The sequence below is a fragment of the Kitasatospora sp. GAS204B genome (assembly GCF_029892155.1).
GTDB lineage: Bacteria > Actinomycetota > Actinomycetes > Streptomycetales > Streptomycetaceae > Kitasatospora.
Window position 1 is genome coordinate 15,264 of the sequence record NZ_JARZAG010000024.1, and the last position, 22,091, is coordinate 37,354.

19 protein-coding genes and 3 tRNA genes are annotated in these 22,091 nt (G+C 71.2%); 4 read left to right on the forward strand and 18 right to left on the reverse strand.

From position 1 onward, the window contains the following. Positions 1 to 214: 214 nt before the first annotated feature. Both secE and P3T41_RS27715 read right to left on the reverse strand, forming a co-directional pair. Entirely contained in the window at positions 215 to 598 is a 384-nt protein-coding gene (gene secE / locus P3T41_RS27710) for a preprotein translocase subunit SecE (protein ID WP_280693260.1), read from the reverse strand. A 176-nt stretch (positions 599 to 774) separates the two neighbouring features. Continuing rightward, positions 775 to 847 (reverse strand) — tRNA-Trp (locus P3T41_RS27715). Between the two features lie 217 nt (positions 848 to 1,064). Between P3T41_RS27715 and P3T41_RS27720 the strand changes: the two genes are divergently transcribed. The 3 genes from P3T41_RS27720 to P3T41_RS27730 all read left to right on the forward strand — a co-directional run bounded on the left by P3T41_RS27720 (position 1,065) and on the right by P3T41_RS27730 (position 3,653). Continuing rightward, complete coding sequence (locus P3T41_RS27720) at positions 1,065 to 2,303, forward strand: pyridoxal phosphate-dependent aminotransferase (RefSeq protein WP_280693261.1); 1,239 nt, start codon at positions 1,065 to 1,067, stop codon at positions 2,301 to 2,303. A gap of 72 nt (positions 2,304 to 2,375) precedes the next feature. Further along, complete coding sequence (locus tag P3T41_RS27725; RefSeq protein ID WP_280693262.1) at positions 2,376 to 3,446, forward strand: adenosine deaminase; 1,071 nt, start codon at positions 2,376 to 2,378, stop codon at positions 3,444 to 3,446. A gap of 6 nt (positions 3,447 to 3,452) precedes the next feature. Further along, on the forward strand, positions 3,453 to 3,653 hold the full coding sequence (locus P3T41_RS27730; protein ID WP_280693263.1) for a hypothetical protein: 201 nt from the start codon (positions 3,453 to 3,455) through the stop codon (positions 3,651 to 3,653). A gap of 12 nt (positions 3,654 to 3,665) precedes the next feature. Here P3T41_RS27730 and P3T41_RS27735 read toward each other — a convergent pair whose 3' ends face one another. The 6 genes from P3T41_RS27735 to P3T41_RS27760 all read right to left on the reverse strand — a co-directional run bounded on the left by P3T41_RS27735 (position 3,666) and on the right by P3T41_RS27760 (position 6,193). Next, positions 3,666 to 4,721, reverse strand: coding sequence for a UDP-N-acetylmuramate dehydrogenase (locus tag P3T41_RS27735; protein ID WP_280693264.1), 1,056 nt, complete (start codon positions 4,719 to 4,721; stop codon positions 3,666 to 3,668). 32 nt (positions 4,722 to 4,753) lie between these two features. Continuing rightward, entirely contained in the window at positions 4,754 to 5,176 is a 423-nt protein-coding gene (locus P3T41_RS27740) for a MaoC family dehydratase (protein ID WP_280693265.1), read from the reverse strand. Positions 5,177 to 5,180: 4 nt separating this feature from the next. Next, a complete protein-coding gene (locus P3T41_RS27745) occupies positions 5,181 to 5,642 on the reverse strand; it encodes a MaoC family dehydratase N-terminal domain-containing protein (RefSeq protein WP_280693266.1) in 462 nt (153 codons plus the stop codon). A gap of 113 nt (positions 5,643 to 5,755) precedes the next feature. Further along, positions 5,756 to 5,920, reverse strand: a complete 165-nt coding sequence (gene rpmG, locus P3T41_RS27750; RefSeq protein ID WP_006604855.1) for a 50S ribosomal protein L33 — start codon at positions 5,918 to 5,920, stop codon at positions 5,756 to 5,758. 87 nt (positions 5,921 to 6,007) lie between these two features. After that, positions 6,008 to 6,080: transfer RNA gene (locus P3T41_RS27755), tRNA-Met, on the reverse strand. A gap of 40 nt (positions 6,081 to 6,120) precedes the next feature. Further along, positions 6,121 to 6,193 (reverse strand) — tRNA-Thr (locus P3T41_RS27760). A gap of 231 nt (positions 6,194 to 6,424) precedes the next feature. Here P3T41_RS27760 and P3T41_RS27765 point away from each other — a divergent pair. Further along, positions 6,425 to 7,690 carry a hydrolase gene (locus P3T41_RS27765; RefSeq protein ID WP_280693267.1) on the forward strand — a complete coding sequence of 422 codons (1,266 nt, stop codon included), beginning with the start codon at positions 6,425 to 6,427 and terminating at the stop codon, positions 7,688 to 7,690. Between the two features lie 38 nt (positions 7,691 to 7,728). Here P3T41_RS27765 and P3T41_RS27770 read toward each other — a convergent pair whose 3' ends face one another. The 10 genes from P3T41_RS27770 to P3T41_RS27815 all read right to left on the reverse strand — a co-directional run bounded on the left by P3T41_RS27770 (position 7,729) and on the right by P3T41_RS27815 (position 21,912). Beyond that, complete coding sequence (locus P3T41_RS27770) at positions 7,729 to 9,234, reverse strand: hypothetical protein (protein WP_280693268.1); 1,506 nt, start codon at positions 9,232 to 9,234, stop codon at positions 7,729 to 7,731. Positions 9,235 to 9,549: 315 nt separating this feature from the next. Beyond that, entirely contained in the window at positions 9,550 to 10,233 is a 684-nt protein-coding gene (locus P3T41_RS27775) for a response regulator (protein WP_280693269.1), read from the reverse strand. Further along, positions 10,230 to 12,785 carry a sensor histidine kinase KdpD gene (locus P3T41_RS27780; protein WP_280693270.1) on the reverse strand — a complete coding sequence of 852 codons (2,556 nt, stop codon included), beginning with the start codon at positions 12,783 to 12,785 and terminating at the stop codon, positions 10,230 to 10,232. Before P3T41_RS27780 ends, P3T41_RS27775 begins: the two co-directional genes overlap by 4 nt. Positions 12,786 to 12,894: 109 nt before the next feature. Next, on the reverse strand, positions 12,895 to 13,536 hold the full coding sequence (kdpC, locus tag P3T41_RS27785) for a K(+)-transporting ATPase subunit C (protein WP_280693271.1): 642 nt from the start codon (positions 13,534 to 13,536) through the stop codon (positions 12,895 to 12,897). Between the two features lie 20 nt (positions 13,537 to 13,556). Beyond that, complete coding sequence (gene kdpB / locus P3T41_RS27790) at positions 13,557 to 15,671, reverse strand: potassium-transporting ATPase subunit KdpB (RefSeq protein ID WP_280693272.1); 2,115 nt, start codon at positions 15,669 to 15,671, stop codon at positions 13,557 to 13,559. After that, the gene (kdpA, locus tag P3T41_RS27795; RefSeq protein WP_280693273.1) at positions 15,671 to 17,332 is read right to left on the reverse strand and encodes a potassium-transporting ATPase subunit KdpA; all 1,662 of its coding nucleotides are present in this window, start codon (positions 17,330 to 17,332) and stop codon (positions 15,671 to 15,673) included. Before kdpA ends, kdpB begins: the two co-directional genes overlap by 1 nt. A 1-nt stretch (position 17,333) precedes the next feature. After that, positions 17,334 to 17,423, reverse strand: coding sequence for a K(+)-transporting ATPase subunit F (gene kdpF, locus P3T41_RS27800; RefSeq protein WP_184937114.1), 90 nt, complete (start codon positions 17,421 to 17,423; stop codon positions 17,334 to 17,336). Continuing rightward, positions 17,420 to 17,632: a hypothetical protein gene (locus tag P3T41_RS27805; protein WP_280693274.1), complete on the reverse strand. Its 213-nt coding sequence runs from the start codon at positions 17,630 to 17,632 to the stop codon at positions 17,420 to 17,422. Before P3T41_RS27805 ends, kdpF begins: the two co-directional genes overlap by 4 nt. A gap of 199 nt (positions 17,633 to 17,831) precedes the next feature. Then, on the reverse strand, positions 17,832 to 19,832 hold the full coding sequence (locus tag P3T41_RS27810) for an APC family permease (RefSeq protein WP_280693350.1): 2,001 nt from the start codon (positions 19,830 to 19,832) through the stop codon (positions 17,832 to 17,834). A gap of 148 nt (positions 19,833 to 19,980) precedes the next feature. Then, positions 19,981 to 21,912 carry an APC family permease gene (locus tag P3T41_RS27815; RefSeq protein ID WP_280693275.1) on the reverse strand — a complete coding sequence of 644 codons (1,932 nt, stop codon included), beginning with the start codon at positions 21,910 to 21,912 and terminating at the stop codon, positions 19,981 to 19,983. Positions 21,913 to 22,091: the final 179 nt, after the last annotated feature.

A 22,091-nucleotide genomic window follows, 5' to 3' on the forward strand; every position in this document is an offset into this window, starting at 1 on the left:
TCTTTCCTGGAGGGGTGGAGATGGTACGGCTCCGGGCCACACCGGTCGCCGGCCCGATGCGCGGGCGCGGAGCGGCGGTGACTCGAAGTCCCAACAGTACCGACTCAACGGTAGCGGGCTCGTCCGCGCGGCGGCGACAGCTCGACCCGGGCGGTCCCCCGTTGGTGCTCGTGAGGGGCCGACCCGGGTCGGGGGTGAAGCTGTGGGGGCTGGATCAGCCGAAGATCCAGAAGCTGGCCTTGGCGAAGCCCCAGTCGAGGGTCGCGACCAGACCGATCATGACGGCCACGAAGACCACCACGACGCTGGTGTAGTTCATCAGCTCGCTCTTGGTCGGCCAGACGACCTTGCGCAGCTCGGCGATGATCTGCCGGTAGTACAGGCCGATCCGGGCGAAGACGCCCTGCCTGGCACGCTTGCCGCCGCTCTTGCCGTCGCCGCCCGCCGCGCGGTTGGCGCGCTTGCGGTCGCGGCGCGAGAGCGTCTTGCCGTCCTCGGTCGCGGCGCCCTCTACGGCATCCTCGATCGGCGCCGTGTCCTCGGCACCCTCGGGGTTGCCGCTCTCAGGCGTTGCGGTGGAGCCCGTGGTCTCCGTCACTCGTCCTCACCTGAATCCGGGTCCTGCCGAAGGTCACTGACGTGCCATGGAAGCACGGGCGATCCGGCGCAGTGCTGGCAAAATCGAACAAATGTACAGCAAAAAACATTGGCGCCCTCTCCGCATCAAGCCCGCTCGCTCTTGTGGAGCGAACGGGCTGGACGAGGATCTGGCAGCAGGGCACGAGGGACTTGAACCCCCAACCGCCGGTTTTGGAGACCGGTGCTCTACCAATTGAGCTAGTGCCCTTCGGCGCCTCGCGGTGCCGGAGTCGACGCTTAACCTACCCCATCCCGGAGCCCACGTGGTGAACGCTTCGGATCCGTGTGGTGGCGGGCGCTGCCGTCGATCAGTGAGTGTACGGGTTCGGCGGCGTTTGGTCGAACCTCTTCACCATGCGGACCCGACCCGTACGGATCGTGAAACGCCGCACCACCGGCCCGGCCGCTTCTGCGACGATGCAGGTATGAGCGACTTCACCCCCGCCAACGTCCGCCCCGCCGACCGCCGGGTCTCCGCCCGGATCGGCGCCATCGCCGAGTCCGCCACCCTCGCGGTCGATGCCAAGGCCAAGGCCCTGAAGGCGGCCGGCCGCCCGGTGATCGGCTTCGGGGCCGGGGAACCCGACTTCCCCACCCCCGGCTACATCGTCGAGGCCGCCGTCGAGGCCTGCCGGGACCCGAAGAACCACCGGTACACCCCCGCCGGCGGCCTGCCCGAGCTCAAGGCGGCGATCGCGGCGAAGACCCTGCGGGACTCCGGCTACCAGGTCGACGCCTCCCAGGTGCTGGTGACCAACGGCGGCAAGCAGGCCATCTACGAGGCCTTCGCCGCGATCCTGGACCCGGGTGACGAGGTGATCGTCCCCGCTCCGTACTGGACCACCTACCCCGAGTCGATCCAGCTGGCCGGCGGGGTGCCGGTCGAGGTGGTGGCCGACGAGACCACCGACTACAAGGTCTCGGTGGCCCAGCTGGAGGCGGCCCGCACCGAGAACACCAAGGTGGTGCTCTTCGTCTCGCCGTCCAACCCGACCGGCTCGGTCTACACCGAGGCCGAGGCGGAGGCGATCGGCCGCTGGGCGCTGGAGCACGGCCTGTGGGTGCTGACCGACGAGATCTACCAGCACCTGGTCTACGGCGACGCCACCTTCACCTCGCTGCCCGCGCTGCTGCCGCAGCTGGCCGACAAGTGCATCGTGGTCAACGGGGTGGCCAAGACCTACGCGATGACCGGCTGGCGGGTCGGCTGGATGATCGGCCCCAAGGACGTGGTGGCCGCCGCCGCCAACCTGCAGTCGCACGCCACCTCGAACGTCAGCAACGTCGCCCAGCGGGCCGCGCTGGCCGCGGTCAGCGGTGACCTGACGGCCGTCGAGGAGATGAAGGTCGCCTTCGACCGGCGCCGGCAGACCATCGTGCGGATGCTCAACGAGATCGACGGTCTGATCTGCCCCGAGCCGCTCGGCGCCTTCTACGTCTACCCGTCGGTCAAGGGCCTGCTGGGCAAGGAGATCCGCGGCAAGCGCCCGCAGACCTCCGCCGAGCTGGCCGCGCTGATCCTGGACGAGGCCGAGGTCGCGGTGGTCCCCGGCGAGGCCTTCGGCACCCCCGGCTACCTGCGGCTCTCCTACGCGCTGGGCGATGCCGACCTGGCCGAGGGCGTGAGCCGGATGCAGAAGCTGCTGGGCGAGGCGCAGGACTGATCAGCTTGCGGCGCACCGCCCCTGTCACTCCTTCGAGGGATGTGCCAGGGGCGGTTCCCGTATCCGAGGTCGATGCGGCAGGATTCGCCAATGGAACAGCACGCAGTGGAACAGCGAGATGTCCGGGCGCTGCCGAAGGCCCATCTGCACCTGCACTTCACCGGTTCGATGCGCCCGACCACGCTGCTGGAGCTGGCCGAGAAGCACCGGGTCCGGCTGCCGGAGGCACTCAGTTCCGCCGCGCCGCCCAAGTTGCGGGCCACCGACGAGCGTGGCTGGTTCCGGTTCCAGCGTCTCTACGACACCGCCCGCTCGGTGCTGCGCGACGAGCAGGACATCCGGCGGCTGGTCCGGGAGACCGCCGAGGACGAGGTGGCGGACGGCTCGCGCTGGCTGGAGATCCAGGTCGACCCGACCTCCTACGCACCGCGGCTCGGCGGGCTGATCCCCGCGCTGGAGCTGATCCTGGACGCCGTGCGGGAGGCCTCGGCGGCCACCGGGGTGGGGATCCGGGTGCTGGTCGCCGCGAACCGGATGAAGTCGCCGATGGACGCCCGCACGCTGGCCCGACTCGCGGTCCGCTACGCGGAGGACGGCGTGGTCGGCTTCGGGCTCTCCAACGACGAGCGGCGCGGGCTGGCCAGGGACTTCGACCGGGCCTTCGCGATCGTCCGCAAGGCCGGTCTGCTGGCCGCCCCGCACGGCGGGGAGCTCGCCGGGCCCGAGTCGGTGCGCGACTGCCTGGACGACCTGGGCGCCGGCCGGATCGGCCACGGGGTGCGGGCCGCCGAGGACCCGCGGCTGCTGCAGCGGCTGGCGGACCGTCAGATCACCTGCGAGGTCTGCCCGGCCTCCAACGTCGCGCTCGGGGTCTACGAGCGGGCCGGCGCCGTGCCGCTGCGCGCGCTCTTCGACGCCGGGGTGCCGCTCGCGCTCGGCGCCGACGATCCGTTGCTGTTCGGCTCCCGGCTGGCCGCCCAGTACGAGCTGGCCCGGACGGTGCACGGTTTCTCCGACCCCGAACTGGCCGAACTGGCCCGCCAGTCGGTCCGCGGCTCGCGCGCGCCGGAGGGGGTGCGCAAGGAGCTGCTCGCGGAGATCGACACCTGGCTGACCAAGCCCGTGGCGCGCATGGAAAGCTGACGCCCCATGAGTTCTCATCACACGACGAGCCACATCACGCACACCAGTACGACGACGCACCACGTGGTGGTGCACCACGTGGTCGTGGTCCACCACAGCTACTACTACCGCAGCACCCACGGGGCCGGGCTGGGCCTGACCTTGGTGGTGGTGCTGATACTCCTCGGGCTGGTGCTGTGGGCGGCGACCCGCCGAGCGCGCCGCTGACCGCCGCGCGCCTCAGAGCCGGACGCCCACCATCACCGGCTCGTTGACCAGCCGCACCCCGAAGGCCGCGTGCACGCCGTCCCGGACCTCACGGGCCAGCACGAGCAGGTCCTCGGTGGTGGCCCGGCCCCGGTTGGTCAGGGCCAGGGTGTGCTTGGTGGAGAGGGTGGCCGGACCGCTGCCGTAGCCCTTGGTGAAGCCGGCCTTGTCGATCAGCCAGGCGGCGGAGGTCTTGGTGTGGCCGTCCGGCGCCGGGTAGGCCGGGGCCGTCATCGACCGCTCGGCCAGCCGGTCCTGGAAGGCCCGGTACTGCTCGGGCGTCAGCACCGGATTGGTGAAGAAGGAGCCGGCCGACCAGGTGTCGTGGTCCGCCGGGTCCAGCACCATGCCCTTGCCGGCCCGCAGCCCCAGCACCGTCCGGTACGCGGTGCTCAGCGGCACCCGCTGCCCGGCCTCGACGCCCAGGGTCCTGGCCACCTCGGCGTACCGGACCGGGCTGGAGTCACCGCCGGCCTCCTCCAGGGCGAACCTGACCCGGAGCACCACGTAGCGCTCGGGATCGGCCTTGAAGCGGCTGTGCCGGTAGGAGAAGGCGCAGTCGGCGGCGGGCAGGGTGACCGTCTCACGGGCCTGCCGGTCGTAGGCGACCACCTCGGTGATGGTCTGCGCGACCTCCTGGCCGTACGCGCCGACGTTCTGCACCGGCGTGGCGCCGGCCGAGCCGGGGATGCCGGCCAGGAACTCGATGCCCGCCAGGCCGGCCTCGACGGTGCGGGCCACCGCCTCGGACCAGACCTCGCCGGCCGCCAACTCCAGCTCGGTGCCGGTCAGCTCGAAACCGGTGGTGGCGATCCTCAGCACGGTGCCGGGGAAGCCGGCGTCGCCGATCACCAGGTTGCTGCCGCCGCCGAGCACCAGCAGCGGCTCGCCCGCCGCGTCGGCGGCCTGGACGGCGGCGACCACCTCGGCGTCGGTGCGCGCGGTCACCAGACGGCGGGCCGGGCCGCCGAGCCGCAGCGTGGTCAGCGGGGCGAGGGGGGCGTTCTCGGTCACGTGCACGCGCTCCACGGTAGTGGATGCCCGGTCCGCCCCCGGCTCGCTCACGCCAGCTGGACCACGGCGCGGGACATCCCGAGCACCTTCTGACCGGCACTGGTGGCCAGCAGGTCCACCCGCACCCGGCGGTCCTCCAGCAGCTTGGCCACCGTGCCGGTGACCTCGATCACGGCGCCGCGGTCGTCGTCGGGCACCACCACGGGCTTGGTGAACCGCACGCCGTACTCCACCACCGCGCCGGGGTCCCCGGTCCAGTCGGTGACCACCCGCAGCGCCTCGGCCATGGTGAACATGCCGTGCGCGATGACGTCGGGCAGGCCGACCTGGTGGGCGAACCGCTCGTTCCAGTGGATCGGGTTGAAGTCCCCCGAGGCGCCGGCGTAGCGCACCAGCGTGGCGCGGGTCACCGGGAAGGACTGGGCGGGCAGCTCGGTCCCGACCTCGACCTCGTCGAAGTTCACAGCCATCGTGCTACTCCCCTGCCGCGTCGTCGGCCGCCCGGGCGACCAGGGTCATGATGGACGTCACCACGTGCTCACCGCTCTCGTCGGCGATCTCGCCCTTCACCGTGAGCACGTCGTTGCCGGCCAGCGACTTGATGTTGGCGATGCTGATCGCCACCCGGACCCGGTCACCGGCCCGCAGCGGGCGGGTGTACTCGAACTTCTGGTCCCCGTGCACCACCCGGCTGAAGTCCAGCCCCAGCTCCGGATCGGCCACCACCTGCGCGGCGGCCGCGTAGCTGAGCACGAACGGGAAGGTCAGCGGAGCGATCACGTCCGGGTGCCCGAGCGCCTTGGCCGCCTCCGGGTCGGTGTACACCGGGTTGGCGTCGCCGATCGCGACGGCGAACTCCCGGATCTTCTCCCGGCCCACCTCGTACGGCTCGGTGGGCGGGTACGACCGCCCGATGAAGGAGGGGTCGAGCGCCATGGACTACTCCTCAAGTCGGCGTGTGCGAAAACGACTTCAGGCCGCACCCCCGAAGGGATGCGGCCTGAGGCCTAAGGACCTGTCACAGCCAGGCCCGGCGACGCCCTACGGGGTCAGCGGGTCTCGCGGTGAGCGGTGTGCGAGTTGCAGCGGGGGCAGTGCTTCTTCATCTCCAGGCGGTCCGGGTCGTTACGCCGGTTCTTCTTGGTGATGTAGTTCCGCTCCTTGCACTCCACGCAGGCCAGCGTGATCTTCGGGCGGACGTCGGTGGCAGCCACGGGAGTGCCTTCCTTGGACAACAATGGGGTGATGACACAACAAGAGTAGCCGATCGGGAGTGCGATCTCCCGACCGACTACGCGGGGTAGCGGTGACCGGACTTGAACCGGTGACACAGCGATTATGAGCCGCTTGCTCTACCAACTGAGCTACACCGCTTTGGTGATCAGAATCCAACTAGCGGAATCCTGTTCACCAGAGCCCCCATGCGGAATCGAACCGCAGACCTTCTCCTTACCATGGAGACGCTCTACCGACTGAGCTATAGGGGCGAACCGGTTGAACGAGGAAGAGATTACACGGTTCGGGGCCAGAGGTGAAATCCGTATGCCGAGCGCAAGATCGCAGGTCGGCGGCTCGCACGGACTGGCGAGCTGAGGCCTGCCGTTCGGCGATCGGCTGCTCGGCGACTGGTCGGCCGTGCCGCGAGCCTCCCCGCCCCGGGCGCGCGCTGACCATAGGCTCGACCGCCAGTGATCTTCCGGACTGGGAGGAGCCGACCGATGAGCCCGGACGGCGGCTGCAACCCGCTCGACCACGGCCCGGTGCTGCTGCTCAGCGGCGCCCGGCTGGTCGACGGCCGGGTGGTCGACGTGCGGATCAGCGGCGACCGGATCCAGGCCGTCGGCACCGCCGGGAGCCTGGGCCCGCTGCCGCAGTCGGCGCTGCCGGCCGGCGCGGTCAGCGGCTCCGAACCGGCCGTCGCCGAGGGCGCCCGGATCGATCTGACGGGCTATCTGCTGCTGCCGGCCCCCGCCGAGCCGCACGCGCACCACGACACCGCCTTCACCGGTCGCCCGCCCGACCCGCGCGGCCCGGGTACGGAGGCGCCCGGGGAGCTGATCCGCCGGGTCACCGAGGCCGCGCTCACCTCGCTCGGCTACGGCGCCACCGCCCAGCGCACCCATGTGCGGATCGGTGGTCCGCCCGGGCTCGGCCGGCTGGAGGCCGTCCTCACGGCGCGCCAGGCGCTGCGCGGGCTGGCGGGCCTGCAGGCGGTGGCGGTGCCCCGGCTGCTCACCGGGACGGCGGGCGCGGACGGGCGGGCGCAGCTGCGCGAGGCGCTGCGGATGGGCGCGGACGCGGTGGGCGGCTGCCCCGAGCTGGACCCCGATCCGGTCGGCTACGTGCAGGCCGTGGTGGCCGCGGCGACCGACTTCGACTGCCCCGTCGACCTGCACCTGCGCGGCGCCGACCCGGCCCGGCTGGCCCGGATCACCGCGCTGCTGGCACCGCTGCGCCCCCGGGTAGCGGTGGGCCCGTGCGACCGGCTGGCGCCGGACGGCGCGGCGGGGCTGCGGGCGGCCGGGCTGCGGGTGGTCTGCCTGCCGCAGAGCGGCGCCTGCGGCGCGGTGGAGGGGCCGCCGTACGGCCTGAGCCCGGCGGTGGTCCGGGAGCTGACCGGTCGACAGATCCCGCTGGCGGCGGGCAGCGGCGCGCTGCGGGACGCGGTCAACCCGGTCGGCCGGGCCGATCCGCTGGAGGCCGCCTACCTGCTGGCGGCCGGCGGCGCGTTGAGCGTGACCGAGGCCTACGAGGCGATCAGCGGGCAGGCCAGGCTGCTGATGGGACTGCCGTCGGTCCGGGTGGACGCCGGGTTCCCGGCCGAGCTGCTCGCGGTGCGCGGGGACAGCCTGGCGGGTGCGCTGTCCGGCGGCCACAGCCGGCTGGTGGTGCACGCCGGCCGGGTGGTCTCCCGCACCAGCGCGGTGCGGGAGTTCGCGGACACCGTGGCGCTCGCCCTGCCGCGGCAGGGCGGGCACCCGTGAGGGCCTGACCGGGCAGAGTCCGTGCGGCCCTGGGCTGATCAGCGGTACTCGCGCAGCCGGGGCCGGACCGCCAGCACGGTCAGCGCCAGGGCGCCCGCCAGCAGCAGCGCGGCGGCCACGGCGGCGCCGGTGCCGAGCGCGGAGTCGCTCTGCTGGATCGAGGAGTCGAAGGCCTGCTGGTTGATCGCCACCACCTTGTCGAAGGCGTCGCTCAGCTGGCTGAAGTCCCCGTCCGACTGCCCGGTCGCGGTGCCGGTGTCGAACGCGATGGCGTCCGCGAGGTGGCCCTGCTGGACGAACTGGCGGATCTTGCGGTCGTCCTGCTGGTAGGTCCGGAAGTCGGCCAGCACCTGGTCGGCGGCCTGCTGCTCACCGGGGAAGGTGATGTTGCGCTCCTCGTCGCCGAGGTAGCCGCCGAACGTCACGTCGGCCGGCGAGCTCTGGTGGGCGGCGATCGCCGTGTCCAGCGCGGTGTCGTAGGCGGCGAGCGTGCTGCCGTCCAGCTTGGCGATCTGCCGGCTCTTGTCGAGGAAGGACTGCTGGTAGCCGTCGCCCCGGCTCGGGTCGCTCAGCCAGCGGCTCTCGTCGGCGTTGCTGTCGTAGGCGATCGCCTTGGCCCGGCTCAGCGCGATCACCGAGTCGTAGGCGTTGGCCTTGGCGTTGTGCAGCCGGTCCTTGGTGCCGGAGACCAGCGAGAGGCCGTAGCCCAGGCCGATCGCGGTCAGCAGCAGGGCCGCGACCAGCGGCGGGCTGATCAGCCGCCGGTAACGGACCGTCAGGGTGCGCTGCAGCGCGGCCAGGACGCCCAGCGCGAGCAGGCCGGTGACCAGCAGCCACCACCAGCCGGAGTCGAGCGCGGCGGACTGCGTGGTGTAAGTGCCGTCCACCTTGGCCGCGTTGGAGCTGGCCACCTGGTCGGCGTCCGGCAGCAGCCGGCTGCGCAGCAGGTCGGTGGCCTGCTGGTAGGAGCTGAGCGCGTCGGACGACGGCTTGCCGGGCAGCGACTTGGCGTTGGACTCCTGGAGGTCGGAGCGGGCCACCAGGGCCTCGTACTGGCCGAGCGCGTCCAGCTCGTCCTGGACGGCCTTGCGGCCCACCGGGTCGCCGGAGAGCGCCTCGGCGGCCTGCTCCAGGTCGGCGTCGGCCTGGGCCCGGCGCTGGTCGTAGGTGTCGTGGACGGCCTTGCGCTTGGCGAAGTCGGGCTCGTCGGCACCGACCAGCAGCAGGTTGGCCGCCTGGGCGTCCAGGTCGCTGAGCGCGAAGTACAGGTCCGAGGCCCGTTCGGCCTGCGGGGCGGTGTGGTGGCCGATCGTGTCCACGCTGTCCCGGCCGCCGCTGAGCACGGTGTAGGCCACGCCGGCGAAGAGCAGCACGGCGGCCAGCGCGGCCGCGGTCAGCGCGCGGACCCGGCGCGGGGTGGTCCAGTAGGCCCGGCTGCGGAGCCGGGCGAGCCCGGTGGGCCGCGGCCGCGCGGCCGACGCCGCGGCGCCCGGCGCGCCGGCGGTACGGGGATCGCGCGGCACGGAAGTCCCGTCGGTGGCCACCGAACCCGTCCGCTCGGACGAGCTCTCCCCCGGTGCAACCGGTGGTCTTACTCCCGCTGCCATGGCCGCGCGTCCCTCCCCGTTACCTGGCCGCCACCGGCCGGCGGTCCCCGTGAGGGGCCGCCGGCGTCCGGCGCGGTCCAGCTCCTGTCCCGGCGTCAGGCCGGGCTCCCCCGTCGGAGCGGAGCGGAACCGTTTCCGCACGGCTGACGCTAGCTCCTGGGCCTGACGATTCTGCTCCGTACTGACGCACCCTTGGCACCCGGGGTGCCCGTCTTGACGGATCATTAGCACCCGGTGTGTCAGGCCACCTCGCTACGGCTCGTAGCGGTAGCCGATCCCCGGCTCGGTGATCAGGTGCCGGGGCCTGGCCGGGTCGCGCTCCAGCTTGCGGCGCAGGCCGGCGAAGTAGACCCGCAGGTAGTTGCCGCGCTCCTCGTGACCCGGTCCCCAGACCGCGCGCAGGATCTGCCGCCCGGGCAGCAGCCGGCCCGGGTTGGCCAGCAGCATGGTGAGGATCTTCCACTCGGTCGGGGTCAGCCGAAGCGGCCGCGCGCTGCCGTCGGCCCGGTGGACGGTGCCGGCCGTCAGGTCGATCGCCCAGTCCCCCAGCACCGCCAGGTCGACGGCCGTGCTGGCCACCGGGCGGCGCAGCACGGCGCGCAGCCGGGCGAACAGCTCGTCCATCAGGAACGGCTTGGTGACGTAGTCGTCGGCGCCGGCGTCCAGCGCCTGGATCTTGTCGTCCGCACCGCTGCGGCCGGAGAGCACGATGATCGGCACCGGGCCGCGCCCGCGCAGCCGGTGGATCACCTCGACCCCGTCCAGGTCCGGCAGGCCGAGGTCGAGCAGTACCGCGTCGGGCCGGCTCTGCTCGGCGGCCTCCAGTGCGGCGCTCGCGGTGGCAGCTGTGGTCACCTGGTACTGGCGGGCCCGCAGGTTGATCCGCAGCGCGCGCAGCAGCTGCGGCTCGTCGTCGACGATCAGGATGTTGCTCACGGCGACTCGTCCTCCTCGGCCGCGGTCGGCAGGGTGAGCAGCATGGTGGTGCCGCCCCCGGGGGTGTCCTCGACCTCCAAGGTGCCGCCCATGGCCTCGGCCAGGCCGCGGGAGAGCGCCAGGCCCAGGCCCACGCCGGTGGTGTTGTCGGTGTCGCCCAGCCGCTGGAAGGGCAGGAAGACCCGGTCCCGGTCGGCGGCCGGGATGCCCGGGCCGCGGTCGGCGATCCGGATCTGCACCTGGTCGCGGTGGGCGCTGGCACTGACCAGCACCGGCGCGCCGGGCGCGTTGTAGCGCAGCGCGTTGGTGATCACGTTGGCCAGCACCCGCTCCAGCAGCGGCGCGTCGGCCAGCACGGCGGGCACCAGCTCCAGGTCGAGCGGCTGCACCGGGGCGTCCGGGTCGGCCAGCGAGTCCAGCGCCCGGGGCAGCACCTCGTCGACGTGCACCGGACCGAGGTGCAGGGTGAGGGCGCCGGCCTGCAGGCGGCTCATGTCGAGCAGGTTGTCGACCAGGCGGTTCAGCCGCACCAGCGACTCGTCGGCGGTGGCCAGCAGTTCCGCCTGGTCCTCGGGCGAGAACTCGACGTCGGGGCTGCGCAGCGAGCCGACCGAGGCCAGCGCCGCGGCCAGCGGGGTGCGCAGGTCGTGGCTGACGGCGGCGAGCAGCGCGGTGCGCATCTTGTCGGCGGCCTTGATCGGCTCGACCTCGGCCGCGACCGCGGCCAGCCGGTCGCGCTCCAGCGCGGCGGCCACGTGCGCCGAGAAGGCGGTGAGCAGGCGCAGTTGGTCGGCCGGCAGCCGGCGCCCGGTCATGATCAGCAGCGCGTCCGAGCCGACCGGCACCTCGGTGCTCTCGGAATCGACGGCGCTGTCCCCGGCGGAGTCGCTGCGGGCGATCACCTCGCCGTTCGCCCGGGAGAGCAGCGCGACCGAGTCCAGGCCGAAGGTGTTGCGGGAGTGCTCCAGCAGGGTCGGTATGGCCGAGCCGCCGCCCTGGCCGGCGTCCTGGCTGCGCAGCACGGTGCCGGCCAGCGCGGAGAGCGTCTCGGCCTCGGCGGTCGCTCTGGCCGCCCGTCCGGTCAGCCGGGTGGCCCGGTCGACCACGGTGGAGACGGTGAGCGCGACCATCGCGAAGACCACCAGCGCGATCACGTTGTTGGGCTCGCCGATGGTGAAGGTGTGCACCGGCGGGATGAAGTAGTAGTTCAGCAGCAGCGAGGCGATCAGCGAGGCGACCAGCGCCGAGGCCGAGCCGCCGAGCAGCGCCACCGCCACCACGCCGAGCTGGAAGAGCAGCGCGTCGGTGGTCAGGTTGAGGGTGTGGTGCAGCTGGGAGAGCATGCCGGTGAGTGCGAACGGCAGCACCAGGCCCGAGGTGAAGCCGGCCACGGTGCGCCGCTTGGAGTGCCGCCGCCCGAGCTTGGGCAGCCGGCCGCGCCCGGTGAACTCGTGGGTGACCATGTGGACGTCGATGTCCTCGGACGCGTCGACGGTGGTCTCGCCGATGCCCGGGCCGGTCAGGAAGCGGTTGATCCGGCCGCGCCGGCTGGTGCCGAGCACCAGCTGGGTGGCGTCGTTGGCGCGGGCGAAGCCGAGCAGCGCGGTGGGGATGTCGTCGCCGACCACCACGTGGTAGCTGCCGCCGAGGGTCTCCACCAGGCGGCGCTGGTTGGCCAGCGCGCCGGGTGAGGCACCGGCCAGGCCGTCGCTGCGGGTGACGTGCACGGCCAGCACCTGGCCCGCGGCGGTGCGGTCGGCGATCCGGGCGGCGCGCCGGATCAGCGTCTCGCCCTCCGGGCCGCCGGTGAGCGCGACGACCACCCGCTCGCGGGTCTCCCAGACCCGGTCGATGTTGTGCTCGGCCCGGTAGTCGCGCAGTCCCTCGTCGACCCGGCCGGCCACCCAGAGCAGGGCGAGTTCCCGAAGCGCCGTCAGATTGCCGACGCGGAAGTAGTTGGTGAGCGCGGCGTCCACCTTCTCGGCCTTGTAGACGTTGCCATGGGCCATCCGGCGGCGCAGGGCCTGCGGCGCCATGTCGACGAGCTCGATCTGGTCGGCCCGGCGCACCACCTCGTCCGGGACGGTCTCCCGCTGGGGGGTGCCGGTGATCTTCTGGACGACGTCGTTGAGGCTCTCCAGGTGCTGGATGTTCACCGTGGTGATCACGTCCAGGCCGGCCGCCAGCAGGTCGTCGACGTCCTGCCAGCGCTTGGCGTTCTTGCCACCGGGGATGTTGGTGTGCGCCAGCTCGTCCACCAGGACCACGGACGGGCGGCGCGCCAGCACCGCCTCGACGTCCATCTCGGTGAACTCGGTGCCCCGGTAGGTGCGGTGCAGCCGGGGGATGACGTCCAGGCCCGCCAGCATCGACTCGGTGTGCTTGCGCCCGTGGCACTCGATGTAGCCCACCACGACGTCGGCGCCGCGCTCTTGTCTGCGCCGGGCCTCGTCCAGCATCCGGTAGGTCTTGCCGACGCCGGGGGCCGAGCCGAGGTACACCCGCAGCCGGCCGCGCCGGGGCGGGGCGGCGGAGGCGAGATCGCGAGCCATGGGGGGCTTCTTCTCTCTTCGCGAAAGGTGGGCAGAGACAGGCCGGACCGGCCCGTGCGGGGCTCTCCCCCGCACGGGCCGGTCCGGTTTCACTCGGTCTGACGGTACGTCACTTCAACTCGTTCAGTGCGTTGTTGAGCTCCAGGACGTTGACGCCCGGGTCACCGAGGAAGCCGAGCGAGCGGCTCTCGGTGTACTTGGCGACCAGCGCGTTGACCTGGTCCACCGTCAGGTTGCGGGCCTTGGCGACCCGGTTGACCTGCTCGTCGGCGTAGGCCACCGAGATGTTCGGGTCCAGGCCCGAGCCCGAGGAGGTGACCGCGTCGGCCGGCACGGTGGCCGGGTCGACGCCGTCGAAGGCGGCGACCGAGGCGCGGGCGGCGTTGACGCTCTTCAGCAGCACGTCGCTGTTCGGGCCGAGGTTGGTGCCGGACGAGGAGGTCGGGTCGTACCCGGTGCTGCCCGCCGCGGAGGGCCGCGGCTGGAAGAACTTCGGGTCCGGCTGGGCCTGCTCGTTGGGGTCGTTCGGGTTCTTCTTCGGCAGGTTGAAGTTCTGGCCGATCAGGCTGGAACCGATCTCCTTGCCGTCGGCCGACTTGATGATCGAGCCGTTGGCCTTCTGGCTGAAGGCGACCTGGCTGATCCCGGTGACCAGCAGCGGGTAGGCGATCCCGAGGATCACCGTCATCACCAGCAGGAACCGCAGGGCGGTGAAGTGGGTACGGACGGAGGTGGGCAGTGGCTTGGACATGAGAGCTTTTCCTCCGTTTCTCAGCGCAGGCCGGGGATGAACTGGACGATCAGGTCGATCAGCTTGATCCCGATGAACGGGACGATCAGACCGCCGATGCCGTAGATCCCGATGTTCCGGCGGAGCAGCGAGCTGGCGTCGGAAGGACGGTACTTCACGCCGCGCAGGGCGAGCGGGATGAGGCCGATGATGACCAGGGCGTTGAAGATGATCGCCGAGGTGATCGCGGACTTCGGGCTGTGCAGGGCCATGATGTTGAGGTGGCCCAGGCCCGGGTACACGCTGGCGAACATCGCCGGGATGATCGCGAAGTACTTCGCGACGTCGTTGGCGATCGAGAAGGTGGTCAGCGCACCACGGGTGATCAGCAGCTGCTTGCCGATCTCGACGATCTCGATCAGCTTGGTGGGGTTGGAGTCCAGGTCCACCATGTTGCCGGCCTCCTTGGCCGCCATGGTGCCCGTGTTCATCGCCACACCCACGTCGGCCTGCGCGAGGGCCGGAGCGTCGTTGGTGCCGTCACCGGTCATCGCGACCAGCTTGCCACCCTCCTGCTCCTTCTTGATCAGCGCCATCTTGTCCTCGGGGGTGGCCTCGGCGAGGAAGTCGTCCACGCCCGCCTCCTCCGCGATCGCCTTGGCGGTCAGCGGGTTGTCACCCGTGATCATGATGGTCTTGATGCCCATCCGGCGGAGCTCGTCGAAGCGCTCCTTCATGCCCTCCTTGACCACGTCCTTGAGGTAGATGACCCCGAGGGCGCGGGCGGGCGCGTTGCCGATCTTGCTGGCGACCACCAGCGGGGTACCACCCGCGGCGGAGATGCCGTCGACCAGCTCGGCGACGTCGGCGCCGACCGTGCCGCCGTTCTCGGTGACCCAGCGGGTGATCGAGCCGGCCGCACCCTTGCGGACCTGGTGCACGCCGTCGGCCTCGTCGAGGTCGACACCGGACATCCGGGTCTGGGCGGTGAACGGGACCCAGGTGGCGTGCTCCAACTCGCCCTGAGCGCGGGCCCGCAGGCCGTACTCGGTCTTGGCGAGCACCACGATCGAGCGGCCCTCGGGGGTCTCGTCGGCCAGGCTGGACAGCTGCGCGGCGTCGGCGAGCTCGCCGGTGTCCACGCCCTGGGCGGGCAGGAACTCGGCGGCCTGGCGGTTGCCCAGGGTGATGGTGCCGGTCTTGTCCAGCAGCAGGGTGTTGACGTCACCGGCGGCCTCGACCGCGCGGCCCGACATGGCGAGCACGTTGCGCTGCACCAGGCGGTCCATACCGGCGATGCCGATCGCGGAGAGCAGCGCGCCGATCGTGGTCGGGATCAGCGCGACGACCAGCGAGACCAGGACGATCAGGGTCTGCGGGGCGCCGGCGAAGGCGGCCATCGGCTGCAGCGCGGCGACGGTGACCAGGAAGACGATGGTCAGCGAGGCCAGCAGGATGTTGAGCGCGATCTCGTTCGGCGTCTTCTGCCGCGAGGCGCCCTCGACCAGGGCGATCATCCGGTCGATGAAGGACTTGCCGGGCTCGGAGGCGATCTTCACCACGATCCGGTCGGAGAGCACCTTGGTGCCACCGGTGACCGCGCTGCGGTCACCACCGGACTCGCGGATCACCGGCGCGGACTCACCGGTGATCGCCGACTCGTCGACGCTCGCCACACCCTCGACGACGTCGCCGTCGCCGGGGATGATCTGGCCGGCCTCGATCACCACGTGGTCGCCGAGCCGCAGCTCGGTGCCGGCCACCTCCTCCTCGTTCTGCGAGGCGGGCCAGTCGACCAGGCGCCGGGCCATGGTCTCGGTCTTGGTGCGGCGCAGCGTGTCGGCCTGCGCCTTGCCACGGCCCTCGGCGACGGCCTCGGCCAGGTTGGCGAAGATCACCGTGAGCCAGAGCCAGACGGTGATCGCCCAGGCGAAGACCGACGGCTTGGCGATCGCGTCGATGGTGGTGACCACCGAACCGACCTCGACCACGAACATGACCGGGTTCTTGATCATGACCCGCGGATCGAGCTTCTTGCACGCGTCCGGGAGGGCGGCGACGATCAGCTTGGGATCGAGCAGGCCGGACTGAACGCGGTGCGGCTGCTGGGCGGTCTCCGTCTGCTCGACGGGGACGGGAGTAAGGGTGGACGACATCAGTGCAGACCTTCCGCGATCGGCCCGAGAGCCAGGGCCGGGAAGTAGGTGAGGCCGACCACGATCAGGACGACGCCCGACAGCAGCCCCACGAAAAGCGGCTTGTGAGTGGGCAGGGTGCCCTTGGTGGCGGGGACCGGCTGCTGCTGGGCGAGCGAGCCCGCCAGCGCCAGCACGAAGACGATCGGCAGGAAGCGGCCGAAGACCATCGCGAGGCCGAGCGCGGTGTCCCACCAGGGCGAGGTCACGGTGATGCCCGCGAAGGCGGAACCGTTGTTGTTCGCCGCTGAGGTGAAGGCGTAGAGCACTTCGGAGAACCCGTGCGCCCCGGTGTTGAGCATGTTGGCCCGTTCACCGCCCAGCGCCATCGCGACGCCGGTGCCGATCAGGACGATCAGCGGGGTGGTCAGGATGTAGAGGGAGGCGAACTTCATCTCCCGGCCGCCGAGCTTCTTGCCCAGGTACTCGGGGGTGCGGCCGACCATCAGGCCGGCGACGAAGACCGCCACGATGGCCAGGATCAGCATGCCGTAGAGGCCCGAACCGGTACCGCCGGGCGCGATCTCGCCGAGCATCATGTCGAACATCGCGACACCGCCACCGCCGGGGGTGAGCGAGTCGTGCATGCCGTTGACCGCACCGGTGGAGGTCAGCGTGGTGGAGGTGGCGAAGAGGCTGGTGCCCCAGAGGCCGAACCGGACCTCCTTGCCCTCCATCGCGCCGCCGGCCGCCTTGAGCGCCACACCCGCCGGGTGGGTCTCGAAGAAGGTCATCAGCGCGGCCGAGGCCACCCAGAACGAGGCCATGACCGAGACGATCGCGTAGCCCTGGCGGTTGTCGCCGACCATCTTGCCGAAGGTGCGGGGCAGCGAGAACGAGATCACCAGCAGCAGGAAGATCTCCAGCCAGTTGGTGAAACCGGTCGGGTTCTCGAACGGGTGCGCCGAGTTGGCGTTGAAGAAGCCACCACCGTTGGTGCCCAGCTCCTTGATGACCTCCTGCGAGGCCACCGGACCACCGGGGATCGACTGGCTGTCGCCGGTGAGGGTGCTGAGCTCGTGGAAGCCGTGGAAGTTCTGGATCGCGCCGTTGGCCACCAGGACCAGGGCCAGCACGATCGAGACCGGCAGCAGCAGGCGGAAGCTGATCCGGGTGATGTCCACCCAGAAGTTGCCGACCCGGTCGGTCTTGCTGCGCGTGAAGCCGCGGATCAGGGTGGCGACGACCGCGATGCCGACGGCGGCGGACAGGAAGTTCTGCACCGTGAGGCCGACCATCTGGACGACGTGGCCCATGGTCGCTTCGCCGCTGTAGTCCTGCCAGTTCGTGTTGGTCACGAACGAGATCGCGGTGTTCCAGGCGCCGTGCGGGTTGACCGCCTTGAACCCGAGGCTGAGCATCAGGTGGCTCTGGACCCGCTGGAGCAGGTAGAGGAAGAGCACGCTGACGGCCGAGAAGGCCAGCAGCGAGCGGAGGTAGGAGGGCCAGCGCTGGTCGGCGTCGCCGTCGACCCCGATGACCTTGTAGAGGCCGCGCTCGGCCGCGAGGTGCTTGGTCGTAGTGAGCAGCTTGGCGATGTAGTCGCCGAGCGGCCGGTAGCAGAGTGCGAGCGCGCCCACCAGGGCGAGGGCCTGCAGCCAGCCCGCGAGAGTGGAGCTCATGTCAGAACTTCTCCGGGTAGATCAACGCCACGACGAGGTAGCCGACGAGGACGACAGCGACGATGAGACCTGCGAGATTCTCGACACTCACAGCTTCTCCACCCCCCGCGCGATCAGAGCAAGGACGGCGAACACGGCGACCGTGATGCCGACGAAGACGAGATCGAGCATGAGCTCCACCAGTTGCTTCAGGAACCTGGCCGTGGGCGGCCGAACGGCTCCACACGACACCGGCGGCAGACCGGCTGGAGTAGCAAATCGTGTGTTCGAGCCGTACCGGCCGTTCTTGACGGCCTCCATACGGCGACCATCGCCCTGTTGACGGCCTCCATACGCCGTATCGAGGGCCGGTCACGGGGCGATAACACGGCGGCAACGGCGCGGGGCCCGGGCGGATGATCCGCCCGGGCTCCCGTCACTCGTTCGTGATGATCGGTCAGGTCAGACGTCCCCGGTCAGACGTCCCCGGTCACACGTTCTCGGGTCACACGTTCTCGGGTCACACGTTCTCCGGTGCCTCGATCCGCTCGCGCTTCTCCTGCTGGCCGCCGCCCGGCTCACCGCGGCGCATCGAGCCGGGGCCCCGGCGGGCCGGGTGGTCGGCGCGCGGTGCCGAGGAGAGCTGCCAGGGCACGCTGATCACCATCACGCCGGGTGTGAAGAGCAGCCGGCTCTTCAGCCAGAGCGCGGACTGGTTGTGCAGCAGGTGCTCCCACCAGTGGCCGACCACGTACTCCGGGATGAAGACCGCGACGGCGTCCCGGGGGCTGGTGCGGCGCACCGAGCGGACGTAGGCCACCACCGGCTTGGTGATCTCGCGGTAGGGCGAGTCCAGCACCTTGAGCGGCACCCGGATGTCGAACTCGTTCCACTGCCGCCTGAGTTCCTCGACGTCGTCCTTCTCCACCGCGACGCTGAGCGCCTCCAGCGAGTCCGGGCGGAACGCCTCGGCGTACCCCAGTGCCCGCAGCGTCGCCTTGTGCAGCTTGGAGACCAGCACGATGCCGCGCACCTTGGACGGGCGCACCGCCTCCGCGTGCGGATCGTCCACCGTCAACTCCTCGGCGACCGCGTCGTAGTGCCTGCGGATGCCGCGCATCATCGTGAAGAGCACGATCGCGGCGAGCACCGCGAGCCAGGCGCCCTCCAGGAACTTGGTGGCCATGACGATCACGAAGACCAGGGCCGTGGTGCAGGCGCCGAACGCGTTGATCACCCGGGAGCGCCGGGCGCGGGCCCGCACCGCGGGGTCGCTCTCGTTGCCGAGCACCTCGTTCCAGTGCCGGACCATGCCGATCTGGGAGAGCGTGAAGGAGGTGAACACGCCCAGGATGTACAGGTGGATCAGGTTGGAGACGTTCGCCTTGTAGCCCCACAGCAGCAGGATGTTCACCACGGCCAGCGCGATGATGCCGTTGGAGAACGCGAGCCGGTCGCCGCGGGTGTGGAACTGCCTTGGCAGGTAGCTGTGTTGGGCCAGGATCGAGGCGAGCAGCGGGAACCCGTTGAAGGCGGTGTTGGCGGCCAGGATCAGCACCAGGGCGGTGACGGCCTGGATGAAGTAGAAGAGGAAGCTGTGGTCGCCGCCGAAGATCGCGGCGGCCAGCTGCGCGATGACGGTCGGCTGGGACGCCGTGTGGCAGTCGCCCGGGTAGCCGACCAGCTGGCAGGTGTCGTTGGTCTTGTGCACCTTGGTGATCAGCGCCAGGGCGGTGATTCCGACGAACATCACCACGGCCGTGATGCCCATGGCGGCCAGCGTGGTGGCGGCGTTCTTCGACTTGGGCTTTCGGAAGGCCGGCACGCCGTTGGAGATCGCCTCGACGCCGGTCAGCGCGGTGCAGCCGGAGGCGAAGGCCTTGAGGCCCAGCATGATCAGGGCGATGCCGGCCAGCGTGCCGTTGTGGTCGGTCGGGAGGATCGCGTACTGGGCACTGGAGGCCACCGGCTTGTGACCGAAGGCCGTCTTGAGGAGGCCGGTGATCACCATCAGCATGATGCCGAAGATGAACAGGTACGTCGGCGCCGCGAAGGCCTTGCCCGACTCGCGGACCCCGCGCAGGTTCACCGCGGCCAGCAGCGCGACGAACCCGCAGGCCATCGGGACCCGGAGGTCGCCGATCGCCGGGAACGCCGAGATGATGTTGTCCACCCCCGAGGCGACCGAGACCGCGACGGTCATCACGTAGTCGACCATCAGCGAGGCGGCCACCACCAGGCCCAACCGGTCGCCGAGGTTCTGCGTCACCACCTCGTACGAGCCGCCGCCGCCCGGGTAGGCGTGCACCACCTGCCGGTAGGAGAGCACCACGACCGCCATCAGGGCCACCACGGCGGCCGCGATCCACGGCGTCAGGTAGAGGAAGGCGGTGCCGCCGACCGTGAGCACCAGCAGGATCTCCTCGGTCGCGTAGGCCACCGAGGAGAGCGGGTCGGACGCGAAGATCGGCAGTGCCACCCGCTTGGGCAGCAGGGTCTCGCCCAGCTCCTCGCTGCGCATGGCCTTACCGATCACGAGGCGTTTGAGCGCCTGGGGCAGGTTGAACACAGCGTGAGCGTATGCGTCCGCTGCGTATCGGCCACGGGCGACTCGCGGGGCCGGCGGTCTCCCGACCCGTCCCGGCTTCGCTGCCTTGCCGACCCTCGCGCTACATCCGCAGCCGCAGCCGGCAGACCACCGCGTCGGTGCCGCGGCGCAGCGCCCGGTCCATCAGCACCCCGCGCTGGTTCTGCAGCGCCCGCTGCCAGAAGTGCACCGGTTCGACCTCGGCGATCAGCACCGTGATCCGGTCGAATCCGCCGTCCTCGGCGCGCGGCTGCTCGGCCAGCCCGTTGACGAAGCCGACCAGCGGCCGGCCGAGCCGCCGGTGCGCGTCCCGCACCTCGACCAGCGGCACGCCCGGCTGCCACAGCTCCCAGTCCCGGCGCAGCGCCTCGGCCGACTGCCGGTCCTCGGCGTCCGGCTCCGTGGGCACCACGGTCACCGCGAGCACCTCGTCGCCGAGCGAGAGGGCGGCGGAGAGCGCTTCCCGGGTCATCCGGGTGAGCGAGTGGACGGGTACCACGACCAGCGAGCGCTGCGGGGTCAGCGGCCCCGGGATCCGGCCCAGCTCCAGCCGCTCGCCGATCCGCGCGTACGCCCGGTGCACCAGCTCGAAGAGCAGCACCAGCAGCGGCAGCGCGACCACGATGCCCCAGGCGCCCTCGGTGAACTTGGTCCCGGTGACCACCAGGGTGGCGACGCCGGTCAGCAGCGCGCCGAAGCCGTTCAGCGCCGCCTTGCCGCGCCACCCGGGACAGCGGCACAGCCACCAGTGCTTGACCATGCCGATCTGGCAGATGGTGAAGCCGACGAAGACGCCGATCGAGAAGAGCGGCACCAGGCTGTTCACGTCCCCGCCGGAGGCCACCAGCAGGCCGGCCGAGACCACGGCCAGGAAGAGCACGCCGTGCCGGTGCACCTGGTGGTCGGCACGCAGCGCGAAGACGTGCGGCAGGTGGTTGTCCCGGGCCAGCAGGCGCATCAGCACCGGCAGGCCGCCGAACGAGGTGTTGGCGGCCAGCGCCAGCAGGATCACGGTGGCGAACTGGACCACGTAGAAGCCGAATCCGTGGCCGAGCGAGGCGTCGGCCAGCTGGGCCAGCACGGTGACACCCGCCACCGGCTGCAGGTGGAAGCGGCCGATCAGCACGGCCAGACCGATCAGCATCACGCCGAGCACGGCGCCGAGGGCCACCTCGGTGTGCTGGGCCCGCTTGACCCGGGGAGCCCGGAAGGAGGGCACCGCGTTGGCCACCGCCTCGACGCCGGTCAGCGCCGAGCAGCCGGAGGCGAAGGCCTTGAGCAGCAGCAGCGCGCCCACCGAGGTCGCGTTGGCGGCCAGCGCGGAGGCGTGCCCGGCGGCGGCCGCGGTGCTGGCCGGGGTCGAGCGGAACAGGCCGATCAGGATGATCGCCATGATCGAGAGCACGAAGACCGCGGTCGGCAGCATGAACCAGCGGGCCGACTCGGCGATGCCGCGCAGGTTCACCGCCGTGACCAGGACCAGCACGCCCAGGCAGAGCCAGACCCGGTCCGGGTAGAGCGAAGGGAAGGCGGAGGTGAGCGCAGCCACGCCGGCGGTGACCGATACGGCGACGTTGAGGATGTAGTCGATCACCAGCGAGGCCGCGGCGGTCAGCGCGGTGCGCCGGCCCAGGTGGGTCTTGGCCACCGCGTACGAGCCGCCGCCGTCCGGGAAGGCCGCGATCACCTGGCGGTAGGAGGCGGTGAGCACCGCGAGCAGCAGCGCGATGGCGGCGGTGACCGGCAGCGTGAAACCGAGGCCGTAGCTGCCGGCCGCGGCGAGCACCAGGACGATCGACTCGGGCCCGTACGCGACCGAGGCCATCGCGTCCAGCGAGAGCGCGGCCAGACCGCCGAGGGCGGTCAGCTTGTCCCGGTCGTGGGCGCGGTCGGCGGCCTCGTGGATGTCGGCGTCGTGGGCATCGGCGTCGTGGGCATCGGCGTCGTGGGCGCCCGGCTCGACCGCCCCGGTATGCGGGGGTTCGGCCTGAACGGCGTCTGGAGTGACGGACATCGGCTGGCTCCTGTGTGCTCGGCTGCGTTACGCATCGTCCCCGGAGCGGCGGCGAACCATCCGTGTTCTATACGCGTTCCTAACGGTACTTTCAGTGATTCTGACACTCCGTTGACGTCCCCTGACTCGATGTCGGGCCCGCGCTGACTCAGTGTCAGGGGTCACAGTTTGATCAAGCG